The organism is Brucella daejeonensis (assembly GCF_014199265.1).
GTDB classification, from domain to species: domain Bacteria; phylum Pseudomonadota; class Alphaproteobacteria; order Rhizobiales; family Rhizobiaceae; genus Brucella; species Brucella daejeonensis.
This window is the reverse complement of the sequence record NZ_JACIJG010000006.1, coordinates 116,049-132,808: the sequence shown is the minus strand read 5'-3', so window position 1 is coordinate 132,808 and position 16,760 is coordinate 116,049. Positions and strand designations below refer to the sequence as shown.

The window sequence follows — 16,760 nt, the reverse complement described above, 5'->3', positions numbered from 1 at the left end:
CTCCCGAAAGGGCCGAAAACGGGGATGGGACAAGAAAAATCACACTCAATATCACATTTAAATCGTTATAATGTTATGGCCGTATTGTTATGCTTTGGAAAGGGTGTTACCGGGACTGATGCCTGAGACACCGGTCGTAAAGGCCGGGAATATCGGGCAGCAAAGCGCGTCGCACCCAATCGCGTCCCTTCGCATCGATGCAATGCGCTTCCGCTTTTTGTTTTTCGCATATCGGCACCGGAACCGGGTTTCCTTTGCCGGAAATGCTTGAGGCTTTGCTTTTGGCAGGAGGTTGCCGCCGATGAATTTCGCCCCGCCCGTATCAGATATGCTACAGCTCGCCAACTGTATTCGCGCGCTGTCGATCGATGCGGTGGACGCCGCCAATTCCGGCCACCCCGGAATGCCGCTCGGCATGGCTGATGCCGCAGTCGTTCTGTTCTCGAAGCATCTGAAATATGACGCCTCGGCGCCGCATTGGGCCGACCGCGACCGTTTCGTATTGTCCAACGGCCATGGCTCGATGCTGCTTTACAGCGCGCTCTATCTGGCCGGTTACAAGGACGTGTCCCTCGACGAATTGAAGAACTTCCGCCAGTGGGGTTCGAAGACCGCCGGTCACCCGGAATACGGTCATACGGAAGGCGTCGAGCTGACCACCGGCCCGCTGGGGCAGGGGCTTGCAAGCTCGGTCGGCATGGCGATCGCCGAGCGTGCCCTGGCCGATCAGTTCGGCAAGGATATCGTCGATCACCGCACCTATGTGTTCTGCGGCGACGGGTGCCTGATGGAAGGCGTGGGGCAGGAAGCGGTTTCGCTCGCCGGTCATCTTCGCCTCGGCAAGCTGATCGTGCTTTACGACGATAATGGCATCACCATCGACGGCAGCACCGAAATCGCCTTCACCGACGATATACCGGCCAAGTTCAAGGCTTGCGGCTGGAACGTCGAGAAGGTGGACGGGCACGATCATGACGCAATCGACGCCGCGCTGACCCGCGCCAGGGCTCAGGCTGACCGTCCGACGCTGATCGCGCTCAAGACGGTCATCGGCTATGGTTCGCCGAACCGCGCCGGAACGAGCGGCGTGCATGGCGCGCCGCTGGGTGCCGCTGAAAATGCCGCCACCAAGGCCGCTCTCGGCTGGACGGCGGAAGCCTTCGAAATTCCGGCCCCGCTGCTCGATGCCTGGCGTGAAGCCGGTGCGCGCGGCGCTGCCGAACGCGAAGCCTGGCAGACGCGCATCGATGCGCTGCCGCAAGCCGAACGCGCCGAATTCGACCGCCGCATCGCAGGCACCCTGCCGGAAGCTTTCGAAAAGGCCGTCGCGGATGCAAGGCAGCGCCTGCTCGACAAGCCGCAGACTGTCGCGACCCGCAAGGCAAGCCAGATCGCGCTTGAAAGCCTGACTGCCGCCCTGCCGGAAATGATCGGCGGCTCCGCCGATCTCACCCATTCCAACCTGACCCGCGTTGCGGCCGTGGACAGCGATTTCACGCCGGAAAAGAGCGGCCGCTATGTCAGCTATGGCGTGCGCGAATTCGCGATGGGCGCGGCGATGAACGGCATCGCGGTCCATGGCGGTTTCATCCCCTATGGCGGCACCTTCATGGTGTTCTCGGATTATGCGCGCAATGCGATCCGCCTTTCGGCGCTGATGGGCGTGCGCGTCATCCATGTCCTGACGCATGACTCCATCGGGCTTGGCGAGGACGGGCCGACGCACCAGCCGGTCGAACATCTGGCCAGCCTGCGCGCCATGCCGAACCTGCATGTGTTCCGCCCGGCGGATACGATTGAAACGCTGGAATGCTGGGCCGTCGCGCTATCCGATCCGCACACGCCTTCGGTTCTGGCTCTCTCGCGCCAGAACGTGCCGCAGCTTCGCGGCGACAATGGCGAAAACCTTTCCGCGCGCGGCGCCTATGTGCTGCGGGAAGCGAATGGCGACCGTCAGGTCACATTGCTTGCCACGGGCACGGAAGTCTCGCTTGCGGTCAAGGCTGCCGAAAAGCTGGCCGAAGAGGGCATTGCCGCCGCGGTCGTTTCCATGCCGAGCTGGGACCTGTTCGAAAAGCAGGGCAGGGAATACCGCGAGGGCGTTCTGGGTAACGTTCCGCGCGTGGCGGTCGAGGCTGCGGGCAAGTTCGGCTGGACGCGCTATGTGGACAGCGAAGACGATGTCATGGGCATGAACGGTTTCGGCGCGTCGGCGCCCGCCGATGTGCTCTACGAAAAATTCGGTATCACGGTCGAGGCGGTTGTCGCCCGCGCCAAGTTTCTGCTGGAGCAGGGTAAATGACGATGGCTGGCAATTTTTCACCACTGGTTCTTGCAGGCGATAGCGACCGCGTGGAAGCGGAAGCGGTCGGCGCCTATCTCGACGGCTGGGCCGGCAAGGATGCGCTGCGTCTTGCGACCGCCGACGCGATCAAGGCCATTCTGGCCGGAGCGACCCGCCTTGCGGGCCGCATCGCCCGCGGCTCGCTTCCCGGCAATCCGGGCAAGCTCGTCGGCGTCAACAGCGACCAGGACCAGCAGAAGAGCATCGACGTCGGGTCGCATAACCTGTTCGTCGAGCTTCTGATCGGGGCGGGCGTCGCCTCCATCCTGTCGGAAGAAGCTGACCTTCCCGTGGCGGGCAAGAGCGGCGGACTGCTCGCGGTCGCCATCGATCCGCTCGACGGTTCGGGCAATGTCGGCCTCGGCGCGCCGCTCGGCACGATCTTCTCGATCTTCCCGGCCGATGCGGACGAGCCTTTCCTGCAACCGGGCAACCGCCAGATCGCGGCTGGCTACGTTTCCTACGGCAATTCGGTCGATCTCGGCTTTTCGGTCGGCGACGGCGTGATTTTCGCGACCTTCGATCCGGCGAGCGGCATTTTCCACATCACGCGCCGCAATGTGACCCTGCCCGAGCGCGCCTCGGAACTGGCCTTCAATGCATCGGTCTACCATCATCTGTCGGCGGGCATGAAGGCCTATGTCGATGATGCGTTTACCGGCAAGAACGGTCCGCGCGGACGCAGTTTCAATATGCGCTGGCTCGGTGCGGCGGTGGGCGACATGCACCGCATCATGCAGCGCGGGGGCCTGTTCTTCTATGTGAACGACAGCCGCCCCGGCTACGAAAACGGCCGCCTGCGGCTCGTCTACGAAGCCAATCCGATTGCCTTCCTCTGCCGCGAGGCCGGGGGCAAGGCAACCAACGGTGCATTGCCGATCCTCGACATCGTGCCGCAAACCTATCACGAGCGCAGCGCGCTGGTGTTCGGCGTGGCCGAAGAGGTGGATATCCTCGGCGAATATTTCGCGAAATAGTCTGATCAGTTGAGAATTCAAGGGAGTCTGGAAAATGGCGCGCATTACGCTGCGGCAATTGCTCGATCACGCCGCTGAAAAGGGTTACGGCGTACCGGCATTCAACATCAACAACATGGAACAGGCGCTGGCCATCATGGAAGCGGCGGATGCCGTCGACGCGCCGGTCATCCTGCAGGCTTCGCGCGGCGCGCGCGCCTATGCCAACGACATCATGCTCCGTCACATGATGGATGCGGTGACGGAAATCTATCCGCATATTCCCGTCTGCGTTCACCTCGACCACGGCAACGAAGCCGCGACCTGCATGACCGCCATTCAGGCAGGCTTCACCTCGGTCATGATGGACGGCTCGCTCAAGGCCGACGGCAAGACCCCTGCCGACTGGGACTATAACGTCTCGGTCACGCGCCAGGTCAGCGAGATGTCGCATCTGGGCGGCATTTCGGTCGAAGGCGAACTGGGCGTTCTGGGTTCGCTCGAAACCGGCATGGGCGATGCGGAAGACGGTCACGGCGCGGAAGGCGTGCTGTCGCACGACCAGCTTCTCACCGACCCGGACGAAGCGGTGAAATTCGTGCGCGAGACCAAGGTGGACGCGCTGGCAATTGCCATGGGCACCTCGCACGGCGCCTACAAGTTCACCCGCAAGCCGGACGGCTCCGTGCTTGCCATGCATGTGATCGAGGAAATTCATCGCAAGCTGCCGAATACGCATCTGGTGATGCATGGCTCGTCGTCCGTGCCGCAGGAATTGCAGGACATCATCAACAAGTTCGGTGGTGAGATGAAGCCGACCTGGGGTGTGCCGGTCGAGGAAATCCAGCGCGGCATCAAGCACGGCGTGCGCAAGATCAATATCGATACCGATAACCGCATGGCGCTGACCGGCCAGATCCGCCGCGTGCTGCAGGAAGATCCGAGCGAATTCGATCCGCGCAAATATCTCAAGCCCGCAATGGCTGCGATGACCAAGCTCTGCAAGGAGCGTTTCGAGCAATTCGGCACTGCCGGTCATGCGGCATCCATCCGCCCGATCCCGCTTGCCGACATGGCAAAGCGCTATCGCGACGGCACGCTGGACCCGAAGTTCAGCTAAATTCTGCCGATACGGCAAAAGAAAAGCGGCCTTTGGCCGCTTTTCTGCTTTTTAGAGACTGGCCGATCAGGCCTTGTTGTACTTGGCGTCGACGTCGTTGATGGCGTTGACATTGCCGGCCGAACGGCCTGCTTCATCGAAGGTCTGGGCGAGGAAGGCGTCGGCAATGGTCTTGGCCACTTCCGTGCCGATGACGCGCGCGCCCATGGTGATGATCTGCGCATTGTTGGAAAGCGCCGCGCGCTCCGCCGAATAGGTGTCGTGCGTCAGCGCCGCGCGGATGCCCGGAACCTTGTTGGCGGCGATGCAGACGCCGATGCCGGTGCCGCAGACGAGGATCGCGCGGTCATAGGTGCCGTCCAGAACGGCGGAAGCCACGCGGTCGGAGAGGTTGGCGTAGAACGCGTCCGGCCCGGCGTCCGTGCGCGAGATTTCGGACACTTCGAAACGGTCCTTGAGATAGTCGGCGAGAACCTTGGCCAGACCTTCACCGGCGCTGTCGCCTGCTACTGCAATTTTCATGATGTTACTCCTTGACTGGATGTAATTTTTCTGGCGCATTTGTCCAGAATGTCGAGATAGCCTTCCACGTTCCATGCCGAACGGCCGATGAACAGGCCGTCGATATGCGGGCAGGCGATGAGTTCTTCACAATTGCCGGGATTGACCGAGCCGCCATAAAGGCACGGCACACGGCGTCCGAGAATGCCTTCCGCAACCGCAATGATTTCGGCCTGCCGCGCATCGGCATAATCGGCGGAAGCCGGAATCCCGTTCTCGCCGATCGCCCAGACCGGCTCATAGGCGAACAGGATTTCAGCCTTCTTCTGCCCGTCGGAGAGTTTGGAAAGCGCGCCGTGCACTTCTTCCGCGAGCACTTCCGCCGCGCGACCGCTTTCGCGGTCGTCCAGCGTCTCGCCGATGCAGATGAGCGGGATCAGGCCGTGGCGCACGGCAGCTTCCACTTTCAGGCCAACCGTCTCGTTGGTCTCGCCGAAATGTTCACGGCGCTCGGAATGGCCAAGCTCGACGATGTCGAGATTGCAGTCTTTCAGCATGAGCGGCGAAATTTCGCCGGTCCATGCGCCCTGATCGGCCCAATGCATGTTCTGCGCGCCAGCCTTGACGGAGGTGCCGGACAGGATTTCCTTCACTTCGCGAACGGCGGTGAAGGGCGGGATGACAAAGCGCTGGATGTCGGCGGAGCGGTTGTCGTCGGCGGCTTTCAGCGCTTGCGCGAAGACACGGGCCTCGGCCAGCGTCTTGTTCATTTTCCAACTCGTTCCAACCCAGAATCTGGTCATGCGTAACTGTTCCTAGTCTGCTGCTATTGTCAGTCTGATCCCGGCCTGCTCCAGATCGTCCAGAACCGTCGCGCTGGGGGATGAGTCGGTGATGATCGCGTCGAAATCGGACAGGTTGGCCATGACATGGAGGGCTGGGCGCCCGAACCGCTGATGATTGACCAGAAGGCAGGTGCGGGCGGCGGATGCGGTCATGGCGCGCTTGGTGCGCACCACATTCTCGTCCATGTGATAGACAAGCTGCCCATTCACGGCGGGCGACGAGATGAAGGCGATGTCGGCGCTCAGGTGCGACAGGGCCTCTTCCGTCAGGATTCCGAAGAATGCATTGAACTTGGCCGAGAAAACGCCGCCGAGCGCAATGAGGTTGATCCCGCTCTCGCCCTTCAGTTCCTCGATGATGACGGCATTGTTGGTGATGACCGTCAGCGGGCGCTTTTCCAGGAGCAGACCGCCGAGGACCGCCGCCATGGAACCGTCATTGACCATCACGGTCATGCCCGGCTCGACCAGTTCGAGCGCGGCGCGGGCCATCTTCTGCTTGGCTTCTCCGTCCTGCCGCTCGCGGAAGCGGAAATCGCTCTCGAACTGGGTGCCCGTATCGATGGTCGCGCCGCCGCGCACCTTGCGCAGCACGCCGGAATGTTCCAGCGAGTCGAGATCGCGGTGGATCGTCATTTTGGAAACCGCAAACCGATCCGCCAGATCGTCGAGGTCGACGGCCTGATTTTCGATGAGAAGGTTTATGATCGCCTGTCGTCTGTCGTCGCGCTTCACGCTTTGTCCGATCTATTGGCGGAGCATCTGATACGCGACGTTAAATCACAAAATAACAAAAAAATCCATTGGTAAAATGTGATTTTGTTATTTTCTCTCCGGCTCCCCGACGAGTGCCCTTGCGGTGCGTTCGTCGGTGATGAGGCCGTAGAGGCGACCGCTTTTCAGCACGGCGCGAATGGCTTCGGCCTTGGAAAGACCACCGGCAAGCCCGATGATTCGGCTCATATCGGCGTTTTCCACCGAGGCGGCTATGGTGCGGGCGGTGAGTGCCGTTTCGAGCCGCTGGCCGCTGGCATCGAAGAAATGACCCAGCATTTCACCGACGCCGCCGAGGTTCGCAATTTCCTCGACTTCATTCAATTCTATCATGCCGGATGTGACGAGCTGCGCCTGCGCGTCCACTGTGCCGATGCCGACGATCTTCAGTTCCGCGCTGCAACCCATGTCGAAAACCGTGGTGACGCCGCGCTGGGCGAGCAGCACTTCGCGGTCTTCCGCCGTATTGGCGAAGAAGGGCACCGGCATCACATAGGCGGGCATCCCGGTCTTCTCTGCGATGCGGTGCATCACGTCATGCGGGTTGGCGGCGAAATTGCGCGTCAGGCCGCCGAGCAGGGAAACGAAGCGCACATTGCTGGCGGCGACGCGCGGCATGTAGCTGACGGCGGCGGACAATGTGCGGCCATGGCCGATGCCGATGACTTCATGATCGCCATGCTCGATCTCGCGCCGCAGAAAATCCGCGCCCGCATGGCCGAGGACCATCAGCGGCAGGCCTTCCTCGCCAATGTCGGGCGCGACCTCGCAGTAATGCAGGCCGTATATGTCGGCGAGGCGGTTCTCAAGATCGATGCATTCGGTGATGTCGCCGTCGATGCTCACTTTCACCGCACCGTCGGCAACGGCCTTGGCAATCAGGCGATGTGCTTTCACCGAAGGCAGGCCGAGCCGCTTGGCAACGGCCGACTGGGTCATGCCTCCCACGAAATGGAGCCAGGCGGCGCGCAGCGCCAGTGAATCGTCAGCATCCGCCATTGTAGAAAGCGTTCCCGTTCCTGATTGCCCTATATCTTCAAGTCCTTAGCGCCGGTGTCAATGTGCGGTGCCCAGAAAGCCACACTTTCCGCGATCTGCGGAATGACCTCGCGATCGTTCGGCTCGCGCTCCTTGAAGGAAAGTTCAAGGCAGATTTCATTATCCACGGCACCGCCTTCGGCAAAGGCTTTCAGCAGCGGTTCGGGCTGGATGCGGCCTTTGGCGTTGAACGCGGCCGTGAAGGGACGGTGCCCGCCCTTGTCCATCAGGCTCTGCTTGATATGGATGATCGGCGAGACTTTCGGCACTGCCCGCGCCCAGGCGTACGGGTCGTAGTCGTCGGGGTTGGACGAGGTCACGTCGCCGTGGTCGATATCGGCCATCATCCACATCGGGATTGCCATGTCGGCGGCGGTCAGACGGTGCTGGAGCTTCATGCATTCGGCAATCGTCTCGCCGAATTCGCGCCCGATGCTCATCGGCTCCCAGAACACATGGTCGAGGCCCGCGCCCGCCGCGTGGTCGGCCACTTCCGCCCAGCAGTCGATAGCGATCCTGATAAGCTCTTCGCGGCGCGCCGGATCGTCGAAATCCTTATAGGTGAAGATGGCGAACTGCGTGCCGACCGACTTGCCGCCAAGATCGCCGATGATGTCGGCGAAGGTCTTGAACCAGTCGATATAATAGCGGCGCACTTCTGCGTCGGGGTGGCCGAAATGATTGAGGCGGCCATAGGGGCCGGTCATGCCGGAGGTGACGCGGACGCCGGTGCGCTGCAAGGCCTTATCCATGTCGCGGGTCAGGCGGCGGATGGTCGAGGCGCGCCAGCTCGGATTGATGAACTCATGGGTAAGCTGAAGGTCGCGCAGGCGCAGGTCGCGGGCAACCGTTTCGATCAGGTCGCCCGGTTCGGCAAAGCGATTGACCAGCGGATTGGTATTCAGCGAAAGCGTAAGGGCCATGGTGTGTCCTCAAGCGGTGATTCTGGTATTGTCGAACCATTCCACGAAAGCGGCGCGTTCGGCTTCGGTCAGGTGCAGGTAATGCTTGGTGCGGCGATAGAGGATGTCTTCCGCCGTCTTCGCCCATTCCCTGGCCATCAGGTAACGCACTTCCGCCTCATGGAAATTGCCGCCGAAATGACGGCCCAGCCCTGCAAGGTTCCGTGCATCGGCAACAACGTCCTTGGTGCGTGCGCCATAGAGCCGCCCATAATGATGGACGAGGGCGCGCGGCATCCACGGATAGGTATCGCGCAAGCTATTGGCGAAGGTTTCGTAATCGGCATCGGGAATTTCGCCGCCGGGCAGCGGCGCGCCATGGGTCCAATCGCCGCCCATCTTCGGGAAAATGTGCTTGAGGCGATGCATACCGCGCTCGGCCAGTTCGCGGAAGGTCGTGATCTTGCCGCCGAAGACGTTGAGCAGCGGCGCGTCGCCGGTCTCGTCGAGATCGAAGACATAGTCGCGCGTAACGGCGGAAGGGTTGCCCTTGCCGTCGTCGAAAAGCGGGCGAACGCCCGAGAAAGAGTGCAGCACGTCCTCGCGGCGCAGCTTTTCCTTGAAATAGCGGTTCACGGCGGCGAGCAGATAGTCGATTTCCTTCTGGTCGATCGCCACGTCCTCGGCACGGCCCTCATAAGAGATGTCGGTGGTGCCGATCAGCGCCTTGTCGCCTTCATAAGGATTGATGAAGATCACGCGCTTGTCGTGGTTCTGGACGAGATAGGCATTCGCGCCCGACCAGAATTTCGGCACGATGATGTGGCTGCCCTTGACGAGGCGCACATTGCGTGAGGAATTCGATCCCGCGACATTGTGGATGACATCCGTGACCCATGGTCCGGCGCAGTTGACGATGCAGCGGGCGCGGAACGTGCGGGTCTCGCCGGTATCGCTGTTTCTGGTCTCCACGATCCAGCCGCCATTCTCGCGGCGGGCGGAAATAACAGGCGTACGGGTGAGGATGGTCGCGCCCTTTTCGGCAGCGCCGACCGCGTTCAGCGCGACGAGGCGGGCATCGTCCACCCAGCAGTCGGAATATTCGAAGCCTCTTGTGTACTGGTCGAGGATCGGCGTGCCTTCCGGGTCGCGGCGCAAATCGAGCGTGCGCGTGCCGGGAAGCTTCTTGCGACCGCCGAGATGGTCGTACAAAAACAGGCCGAGCCGCACCAGCCAGGCCGGGCGATCCTGCGGGCTGTGCGGCAGGACGAAGCGTAGCGGCCAGATGATGTGCGGGGCGGCGTTCATAAGCACTTCACGCTCGATCAGCGCTTCGCGCACAAGGCGGAATTCGTAATATTCGAGATAGCGCAGGCCGCCATGCACCAGCTTGCCGGAGCGCGAAGAAGTGCCCTGCGCCAGATCGTCCTTTTCCGCCAGCACGACCTTGAGGCCGCGCCCGGCAGCGTCGCGGGCCACGCCCGCGCCGTTGATGCCGCCGCCGATTACAAACAGGTCGCAGGTTTCCGGTTCAGCCATTTCATGCTCCTTCGGATGCAATCGCATCCCATAGTCTAAATGCGGGCCAGCTTGTCCCAGACCGGCGCGAGAGCCAGCCGCGCTTCCCGATAGGCAACGAAAAGTTCTTCATAATGGCGCGCGCGCGCCGCATCCGGCGCTTCGCTCACGCCCAATAGCGGCTCGACCCATTCGGCAATGCAGTCGTCCATGCCTGCATAAGCGCCGATTGCGACAGCGGCCATCATGGCAGCGCCTGCGGCACCCGCTTCCTCGCGGGCCGACACGCGCACGGGCGCGTTGACCGCCGCCGACAGGGTGCTGCGCAGTGCCTTGGAGCGGGCAGCGCCGCCCGTGATGCGCAGTTCGGCGGGCATTTCGCCCATGGCCGCGTAGCAGTCGTGCGTCGCCATGCCGAGGCCTTCCACGACCGAGCGGACCAGTTCCGGGAAACGGTCGCGGCTGGACAGGCCGATGAAGTCCGCCCGCGCATCGGCATTGACGAAGGGGCCGCGCTCGCCTGCTTCGGAAATGTAAGGGTGATAGAGGATCGCGCCGGGACGGCTGGCATTGAACCAGTCATCAAGGCGCGGAATGAGGTCGCCAAGCGAAACCGGCTTTTCCGGCGAGGACATGAGGTCGGCTGCGACCTGCAATATCCAGTCGATATTGATCGTCGCGCCCATATTGGTCTGCACCTGCGTGACGATGCCGGGAATGGGCAGCGCGATGACGTAGCCGGTGCCCTCGCTGTTCAGATGGATGTAGGCAACCGGCTTGGCGCGCATATGTACGCCTGTCGACCCGATGGTCGAACATCCGGCGCCAGCCGTGCCGCCGCGCACGCCTGCACCCAGCGCCGTCATGGCCATGTCCACATAGCCGAGGCTGACCGGCGTTCCGGCCAGAAGCCCGGTAGCAGCCGCCGCTTCGGGAGAAAGCGGATGCTGCACTTCGGTGCCGTCGATGATCTCCGGCAGAAGATTGCGGCGCTTTCGAAGACCGAGCGCTTCGATTACCACATCGTCATATTGGCGATTGCGGAAATTGCCGAAGGTGAAGCTCGCTTCCGAGGGATCGGTGGCGCGCACGCCGGTGAGATTGAGATAAAGCCAGTCCTTGCAGTGAAGGGCCGCTTCCGCATTGTCCAGAAGCTCCGGCGCAATGCTGTCCATATGCGCCATCTGCGCGCCCTGCTGGCAGGTATTGAGGCCGGTGCCGGTCGCCTCGAAACGCGCGCGGTTCAAAGGCCCTGCGGCAAGACGCGTCACCGTCGAGGCGGCGCGCGCGTCGAGCCACAGCCAGGCGTCGCCAACCGGCTGGTTGTCCTTGCCGACGAGCCAGGTCCCGTCACCCTGCCCTGTGACGGCGATAGCCGCCGTGCGTTCCGCCAGTCCGGGCATCTTTTCGCCAAGATCGCGCAGGGCGCGCGCGCAATCCTGCCAGGTCTGGGAGAGCGATTGGGTGACAGCGCCGTGTTCGCCGGTGTCATATCTGTTGCGAACGGCGGCGGAACCGATCTGGCGGCCCTTGAGGTCGAAGGCGACCGCCTTGAGAACGGACGTGCCCGCGTCGATTCCGATGATGATGTCGCCCTTCTCACGCATGGCCGACATAAGCTTTCATAAACATCCGGATACCTCCCGCGACTGAAATAATGTCGCTCGCAGCCCGCTTTTATGAGGAGTTGGGGCGATGGCGTATGCTGGAGATAACATAACATATTGCCATTGTCTGTAAAATTTTTGGATCGAAGAATTTTTTTTCAATAAGAGGTGGGGACCGGAAAAATCACCATGCCGCCAGGTGCGGATTTTTCCGATGAATGGGCCTGAAGATCGATCTTTCCGAAAATGGAATTTCTGATAATATATTGAAAATAAATAGATATATTTTGAGTTTCTTTCATGGTGGGTGGGCGGTTGCAAGCTGTTGCAAGCGATGCCGGTGGCCAGACCTGTCTCATATTATGCGGTGGATTTCGCCGGATTGTGATGTCGGTTTGCCCGTAAATCGTGCTAATTCGCCACCGTTCGGAAAACACCCGATTGACAGCTTTGGCGCTTTATAACATCATTATTGAAGTTGATAACACGCCGCTATCACAGGGTCCGACTGCGGCGCATCTGTTTCCGGGCGCAGCGAGGGGACGCGGTTTTCGGAATTCATGTGGAGGATACCATGATCTTGCCTGCCGCATCCTGCCCCGCCCGCGCGGCGGCTTCCGCCTGTCCGGTCCGCGGCGCCCGTTGCGGCAATGGTCCGGCGGTTGCGATCTGACCGCTTGACTTCCTTTCCATAGCGACAATCCGGCAGAATTGCTGAAGGCGTTTGATAATGAGTGCACAAACCAGTCCAGTTTCACAAAAGCCCGCCAGGGTGAACCGCGCCATCCTGTGGAGCGTTATCGCGGCGGTTGTGGTCATCGGCGCAATCGGTTTCGACACGAAGGTCGTCAGCATCGGATCCGATGCCGATGTGCGCCAGCAGGTTTTCTCCCCCGAAGCCTATGGCGCTTCCGAATTTCCGAAGGTGAAGGCGAGCGTCGAGCAGCGCGCCGTGGATGCCGTCGAGGTGGGCAATGCGCTTGTTGCCGACAAGGCCGCCGCCGGAAAGAAATACGGCGTGGGCGACGTCAATCCGGTCGTCCCGGTCAGGTTCACCGGCACCGTGCAGCAGCGCAAGTCGAATTACAATATCGTCAAGGTCGAGGGTATGCCGGAAGGCGTGGCGATCCGCGTCCAGACCGGCCCGGCGATCAACGGCACGGACCTGCGCGATGCGACCGGCGAGATTCAGTTCGGCCAGTTCAAGAACCAGATCGAATATCAGAATGCCGGTTCGGCGCTGAACAATGAGATGAAGAAACAGGTGCTTGCGGGGGTCGATGCCGAAAACCTCGACGGCAAGACGGTTTCGGTCGTCGGTGTGTTCAAGGTCGTCAATCCGAAGAACTGGCTCGTCACGCCCGTGGGGCTTGAAGTGAAATGAGCGCGACAGCGAAAATCGAAGGCAAGAACGGCGATGTCGTTCTCGCCGCGGACAATATAGCCAAGTCCTATGGTCGCATTCATGCGCTGAAGGGCGTCAATTTCGAAATCCGCCGGGGTCAGGTCACGACTCTTTTCGGCGAAAACGGCGCGGGCAAATCCACGCTGATGAAGGTGCTTTCGGGCGTGATCCAGCCGACCTCCGGCACGATCATCCTCGACGGCGAGCCGGTGACGTTCAGTTCCTCGACCGATGCGCGCGACCACGGCATTTCGATCATCCATCAGGAACTGAGCCTCGCGCCGAACATGAATGTGCGCGACAACATCTTCATGGGGCGTGAGATACGCACCGCCACCGGCGTCGATTTCGCAGAGGAAGAGCGCCTGACGCGCGGCCTCATGGCTGAGCTGGAAGAAGATATCGATCCGCTGACGCCGGTCGAGGAACTGCGTCTCGGCCAGCAGCAGGTGGTCGAAATCGCGCGCGCGCTTTCGGTCAATTCGCGCATTCTCATCATGGACGAACCGACTTCGGCGCTCAGCGCTTCGGAAGTCGAGGTGCTGTTCAAGGTCATCCGCGACCTGACGGCGCGCGGCGTCGCCATCGTCTATATCTCGCACCATCTGGAAGAAGCGCTGCAAATCACCGATCATGCGGTGGTGCTGCGCGACGGCACCATGACGGCCTATGCGCCGCGCGCGGAAATCGATCTGGAATGGATCGTGCGCAATATGGTGGGCGAGAATTTCGATCTCGGCTCGCCGCCGGAAGGCCATGAGCGGGGCGATGTGGCGCTCTCCGTCGAAAACCTGACGGTTCCCGATCCGGGCGGCGCCGGTTTCTCGCTGGTGGATCGCATGTCGCTCGACGTGCGCGCCGGTGAAATCGTCTGCATCTACGGCCTGATGGGCGCGGGCCGCACCGAGCTTCTGGAAACCGTTGCCGGGCGCCTTCAGCCGAGCGGCGGCCGCGTTCTCCTGAAAGGGCAGGACATTTCCGGTCTCACCATCGCCCAGCGCATCGAAAAGGGGCTGGTTCTGGTGCCGGAAGACCGCCAGCGTGACGGCCTCGTCCAGACGATGACCGTTGGACGAAACCTGTCGCTCGCCAGCATCGCCGAAATGACCAGGGGCCTGTTCACCTCGCGCAAGCGCGAGAAGCAGATCGTCGATCAGTCGATCAGGAACGTTCACATCAAGACCGACGGCGGCGAAGCGGCCATCGGGTCGCTTTCGGGCGGCAACCAGCAAAAGGTCGTGATCGGCAAGATGCTGGCCACCGAGCCGGATGTGATCCTGCTCGACGAGCCGAGTCGCGGCATCGACATCGGCGCGAAGGCCGAAGTGTTCAAGCTTCTCGCCGAAAAGGCGAAGCAGGGGCTTGCGGTCATCTACACGACCTCGGAAGTCGGCGAATGCCTCAGCATCGCGCATCGCATCATCGTCATGCACCGTGGACGCATCTCCGCCGAATTCGGATCGGACGTGTCCAAGGAAAAGATCATGGCCGCCTCGGGCGAAGCCATGGTCGGTCACTAAAATAGTCATGGAGCACTGATAGAATGTCAGTCACGAGCACCAACAAGGAAACAGCGGCTCCGAACGGCGCGAAGCGGAAAACCAGCATCGTGCATCTGCTGCTCGAAGGTCGCGCATTCTTTGCGCTGATTGCGATCATCGCAGTTTTCTCGTTTCTTTCGCCTTATTATTTCACGGTCGACAACTTCCTCATCATGTCGTCGCATGTGGCGATTTTCGGCCTTCTCGCGATCGGTATGCTGCTCGTCATCCTCAATGGCGGCATCGACCTCTCGGTCGGCTCCACGCTGGGCCTGGCGGGTGTGGTCGCCGGTTTCCTGATGCAGGGCGTCACCTTGCAGCAATTCGGCATCATCCTCTATTTCCCGGTCTGGGCGGTGGTCCTCATCACCTGCGCGCTCGGCGCCTTTGTCGGAGCCGTCAACGGCGTACTGATCGCCTATCTGCGCGTTCCAGCCTTCGTGGCGACGCTCGGCGTTCTCTATTGCGCGCGCGGCGTAGCGCTTTTGATGACCAACGGCCTGACCTACAACAATCTCGGCGGACGCCCCGAACTCGGCAATACGGGTTTCGACTGGCTCGGCTTCAACAAGCTGTTCGGCGTGCCGATCGGCGTTCTGGTTCTGGCGGTGCTGGCCATCATCTGCGCCGTCGTTCTCAACCGCACCGCCTTCGGCCGCTGGCTCTATGCTTCGGGCGGCAACGAGCGCGCGGCGGAGCTTTCGGGCGTCCCGGTCAAGCGCGTCAAGGTTTCGGTCTATGTGATTTCGGGCATCTGCGCGGCAATTGCCGGTCTGGTCCTGTCCTCGCAGCTCACCTCCGCCGGACCGACGGCGGGCACCACCTACGAACTGACGGCAATCGCGGCCGTCGTCATCGGCGGCGCGGCGCTCACCGGGGGGCGCGGTACTATCCAGGGCACGCTTCTCGGCGCCTTCGTGATCGGTTTCCTTTCCGACGGCCTCGTGATCATCGGCGTGTCCTCCTACTGGCAGACCGTCTTTACCGGCGCGGTGATCGTGCTCGCGGTTCTGCTCAACAGCATTCAATACTCCCGGAGATGACCGGTTACGGCTCCGTCCACCGTTCCGGGCGGAGCCGGTTCTTCATCGCTATCCGGGAGTGTCGAAAGGTTTCCAGAAAGGCGCATCATCTCGAATATCCGCACCTCATGGAAATGTGTACCGCCGGGGAACCGGCATAATGCACCCGCCGGGGAACCGGCATAATGCAAATGAAAAACGTCAAGGGAGTGAGACTATGTTCAAGAAGGGTATGCGCGTTCTGTTCGCCGCTGCGGCAGCATTGCCGCTTATTGCCAGCACGGCCTGGGCCGAGGGTCTGATCACGGTGATCGTCAACGATCCGTCCAACCCGTACTGGTACACCGAAGGCGAAATCGCCAAGAAGACCGCTGAAGGCCTCGGCTATTCGGCTGTCGTCGGCGGCCACAAGGGCGACACCAACACCGAAAGCAACCTGATCGACACGGCCATCACCAACAAGTCGGTGGCGATCATCCTCGACCCGGCCAATGCCGACGGTTCGGTCGGTGCGGTCAAGCGCGCCGTTGCCGCCAATATTCCGGTGTTCCTCGTGAATGCCGAAATCAATCAGGAAGGTCTTGCCAAGGCGCAGCTCGTTTCCAACAACGCGCAGGGCGCGGCCCTCGGCGCGACCCAGTGGGTCGAAAGCGTCGGCGAAGAGGGCAAATATGTCGAACTTTTCGGCGCGCCTTCGGACAACAATGCCGCCACGCGCTCGAACGGCTATGAAACGGTTCTGTCGCAGTACCCGGATCTGGTGAAGGCCGGCAAGGACGTTGCCAACTGGAACCGTACCCAGGGCCACGACAAGATGCAGTCGCTGCTTCAGGCCAACCCGGACATTATCGGCGTCATCTCCGGTAACGACGAAATGGCTCTCGGCGCGATTGCCGCTCTTAAGCAGGCCGGCAAGCTGGACCAGGTCAAGGTCGGCGGTTTCGACGGTTCGCCGGATGCCGTTGCGGCCATCAAGGCCGGTGAACTCCAGTACACCGTTCTCCAGCCGGTCGCCGTCTTCTCCGAAGCTGCCGTCAAGCAGGCCGACAACTTCATCAAGACCGGCAAGACCGGCGTCGATCAAGAAAAGCAGCTTTTCGACTGCATCCTGATCACCAAGGACAATGTCGACAAGTACACCTCGCCGTTCGTTCTCGAACAGTAAGGTTCGAACAAGGTGCACCCCG

At 61.4% G+C, this 16,760-nt stretch carries 15 protein-coding genes; 7 read left to right on the top strand and 8 right to left on the bottom strand.

The genetic code is table 11. The features are described from left to right. The first annotated feature begins 301 nt into the window (after positions 1–301). From tkt to fba, 3 genes are read left to right on the top strand one after another with little or no spacing between them, the layout of a single operon-like run. Complete coding sequence (gene tkt, locus FHS76_RS09510; protein WP_183651264.1) at positions 302–2,302, top strand: transketolase; 2,001 nt, start codon at positions 302–304, stop codon at positions 2,300–2,302. Continuing rightward, complete coding sequence (locus FHS76_RS09505; RefSeq protein WP_183651261.1) at positions 2,299–3,321, top strand: class 1 fructose-bisphosphatase; 1,023 nt, start codon at positions 2,299–2,301, stop codon at positions 3,319–3,321. The genes tkt and FHS76_RS09505 overlap by 4 nt, the downstream gene beginning before the upstream one ends. Before the next feature lie 34 nt (positions 3,322–3,355). Then, positions 3,356–4,420, top strand: a complete 1,065-nt coding sequence (fba, locus tag FHS76_RS09500; RefSeq protein WP_183651258.1) for a class II fructose-bisphosphate aldolase — start codon at positions 3,356–3,358, stop codon at positions 4,418–4,420. 66 nt (positions 4,421–4,486) lie between these two features. Here the strand turns inward: fba and derI are convergent, their stop codons facing one another. The 8 genes from derI to FHS76_RS22720 all read right to left on the bottom strand — a co-directional run bounded on the left by derI (position 4,487) and on the right by FHS76_RS22720 (position 12,298). After that, positions 4,487–4,942, bottom strand: a complete 456-nt coding sequence (gene derI / locus FHS76_RS09495) for a D-erythrulose-4-phosphate isomerase (protein ID WP_183651255.1) — start codon at positions 4,940–4,942, stop codon at positions 4,487–4,489. Further along, positions 4,939–5,724, bottom strand: coding sequence for a triose-phosphate isomerase (locus FHS76_RS09490; protein WP_183651252.1), 786 nt, complete (start codon positions 5,722–5,724; stop codon positions 4,939–4,941). Before FHS76_RS09490 ends, derI begins: the two co-directional genes overlap by 4 nt. A gap of 12 nt (positions 5,725–5,736) precedes the next feature. After that, entirely contained in the window at positions 5,737–6,501 is a 765-nt protein-coding gene (locus tag FHS76_RS09485) for a DeoR/GlpR family DNA-binding transcription regulator (protein ID WP_183651249.1), read from the bottom strand. A gap of 87 nt (positions 6,502–6,588) precedes the next feature. Further along, a complete protein-coding gene (locus FHS76_RS09480) occupies positions 6,589–7,539 on the bottom strand; it encodes a sugar-binding transcriptional regulator (RefSeq protein ID WP_183651246.1) in 951 nt (316 codons plus the stop codon). A gap of 29 nt (positions 7,540–7,568) precedes the next feature. Further along, entirely contained in the window at positions 7,569–8,501 is a 933-nt protein-coding gene (locus FHS76_RS09475) for a sugar phosphate isomerase/epimerase family protein (protein ID WP_183651243.1), read from the bottom strand. A gap of 9 nt (positions 8,502–8,510) precedes the next feature. Beyond that, the gene (locus FHS76_RS09470; RefSeq protein ID WP_183651240.1) at positions 8,511–10,019 is read right to left on the bottom strand and encodes a glycerol-3-phosphate dehydrogenase; all 1,509 of its coding nucleotides are present in this window, start codon (positions 10,017–10,019) and stop codon (positions 8,511–8,513) included. 35 nt (positions 10,020–10,054) lie between these two features. Beyond that, a complete protein-coding gene (locus FHS76_RS09465) occupies positions 10,055–11,605 on the bottom strand; it encodes an FGGY-family carbohydrate kinase (protein ID WP_183651712.1) in 1,551 nt (516 codons plus the stop codon). A gap of 558 nt (positions 11,606–12,163) precedes the next feature. After that, the gene (locus FHS76_RS22720) at positions 12,164–12,298 is read right to left on the bottom strand and encodes a hypothetical protein (RefSeq protein ID WP_268902635.1); all 135 of its coding nucleotides are present in this window, start codon (positions 12,296–12,298) and stop codon (positions 12,164–12,166) included. 37 nt (positions 12,299–12,335) lie between these two features. On the opposite strand from FHS76_RS22720, the gene FHS76_RS09460 reads away from it, so the two are divergent. From FHS76_RS09460 to FHS76_RS09445, 4 genes are all read left to right on the top strand, one after another. Then, positions 12,336–12,989, top strand: coding sequence for a DUF2291 family protein (locus tag FHS76_RS09460; RefSeq protein ID WP_183651238.1), 654 nt, complete (start codon positions 12,336–12,338; stop codon positions 12,987–12,989). Beyond that, a complete protein-coding gene (locus FHS76_RS09455) occupies positions 12,986–14,530 on the top strand; it encodes a sugar ABC transporter ATP-binding protein (RefSeq protein ID WP_183651235.1) in 1,545 nt (514 codons plus the stop codon). The genes FHS76_RS09460 and FHS76_RS09455 overlap by 4 nt, the downstream gene beginning before the upstream one ends. Positions 14,531–14,553: 23 nt before the next feature. Then, complete coding sequence (locus FHS76_RS09450) at positions 14,554–15,594, top strand: ABC transporter permease (RefSeq protein WP_183651231.1); 1,041 nt, start codon at positions 14,554–14,556, stop codon at positions 15,592–15,594. A gap of 196 nt (positions 15,595–15,790) precedes the next feature. Then, positions 15,791–16,738, top strand: a complete 948-nt coding sequence (locus tag FHS76_RS09445) for a D-ribose ABC transporter substrate-binding protein (RefSeq protein ID WP_183651228.1) — start codon at positions 15,791–15,793, stop codon at positions 16,736–16,738. Positions 16,739–16,760: the final 22 nt, after the last annotated feature.

Bases quoted from the DNA above. Each gene is read 5' to 3' on its own strand.
- tkt (WP_183651264.1), top strand. From the start codon at position 302: ATGAATTTCGCCCCGCCCGTATCAGATATGCTACAGCTCGCCAACTGT.
- FHS76_RS09505 (WP_183651261.1), top strand. From the start codon at position 2,299: ATGACGATGGCTGGCAATTTTTCACCACTGGTTCTTGCAGGCGATAGC.
- fba (WP_183651258.1), top strand. From the start codon at position 3,356: ATGGCGCGCATTACGCTGCGGCAATTGCTCGATCACGCCGCTGAAAAG.
- derI (WP_183651255.1), bottom strand. From the start codon at position 4,942: ATGAAAATTGCAGTAGCAGGCGACAGCGCCGGTGAAGGTCTGGCCAAG.
- FHS76_RS09490 (WP_183651252.1), bottom strand. From the start codon at position 5,724: ATGACCAGATTCTGGGTTGGAACGAGTTGGAAAATGAACAAGACGCTG.
- FHS76_RS09480 (WP_183651246.1), bottom strand. From the start codon at position 7,539: ATGGCGGATGCTGACGATTCACTGGCGCTGCGCGCCGCCTGGCTCCAT.
- FHS76_RS09475 (WP_183651243.1), bottom strand. From the start codon at position 8,501: ATGGCCCTTACGCTTTCGCTGAATACCAATCCGCTGGTCAATCGCTTT.
- FHS76_RS09470 (WP_183651240.1), bottom strand. From the start codon at position 10,019: ATGGCTGAACCGGAAACCTGCGACCTGTTTGTAATCGGCGGCGGCATC.
- FHS76_RS09465 (WP_183651712.1), bottom strand. From the start codon at position 11,605: ATGCGTGAGAAGGGCGACATCATCATCGGAATCGACGCGGGCACGTCC.
- FHS76_RS22720 (WP_268902635.1), bottom strand. From the start codon at position 12,298: ATGGAAAGGAAGTCAAGCGGTCAGATCGCAACCGCCGGACCATTGCCG.
- FHS76_RS09460 (WP_183651238.1), top strand. From the start codon at position 12,336: ATGAGTGCACAAACCAGTCCAGTTTCACAAAAGCCCGCCAGGGTGAAC.
- FHS76_RS09455 (WP_183651235.1), top strand. From the start codon at position 12,986: ATGAGCGCGACAGCGAAAATCGAAGGCAAGAACGGCGATGTCGTTCTC.
- FHS76_RS09450 (WP_183651231.1), top strand. From the start codon at position 14,554: ATGTCAGTCACGAGCACCAACAAGGAAACAGCGGCTCCGAACGGCGCG.
- FHS76_RS09445 (WP_183651228.1), top strand. From the start codon at position 15,791: ATGTTCAAGAAGGGTATGCGCGTTCTGTTCGCCGCTGCGGCAGCATTG.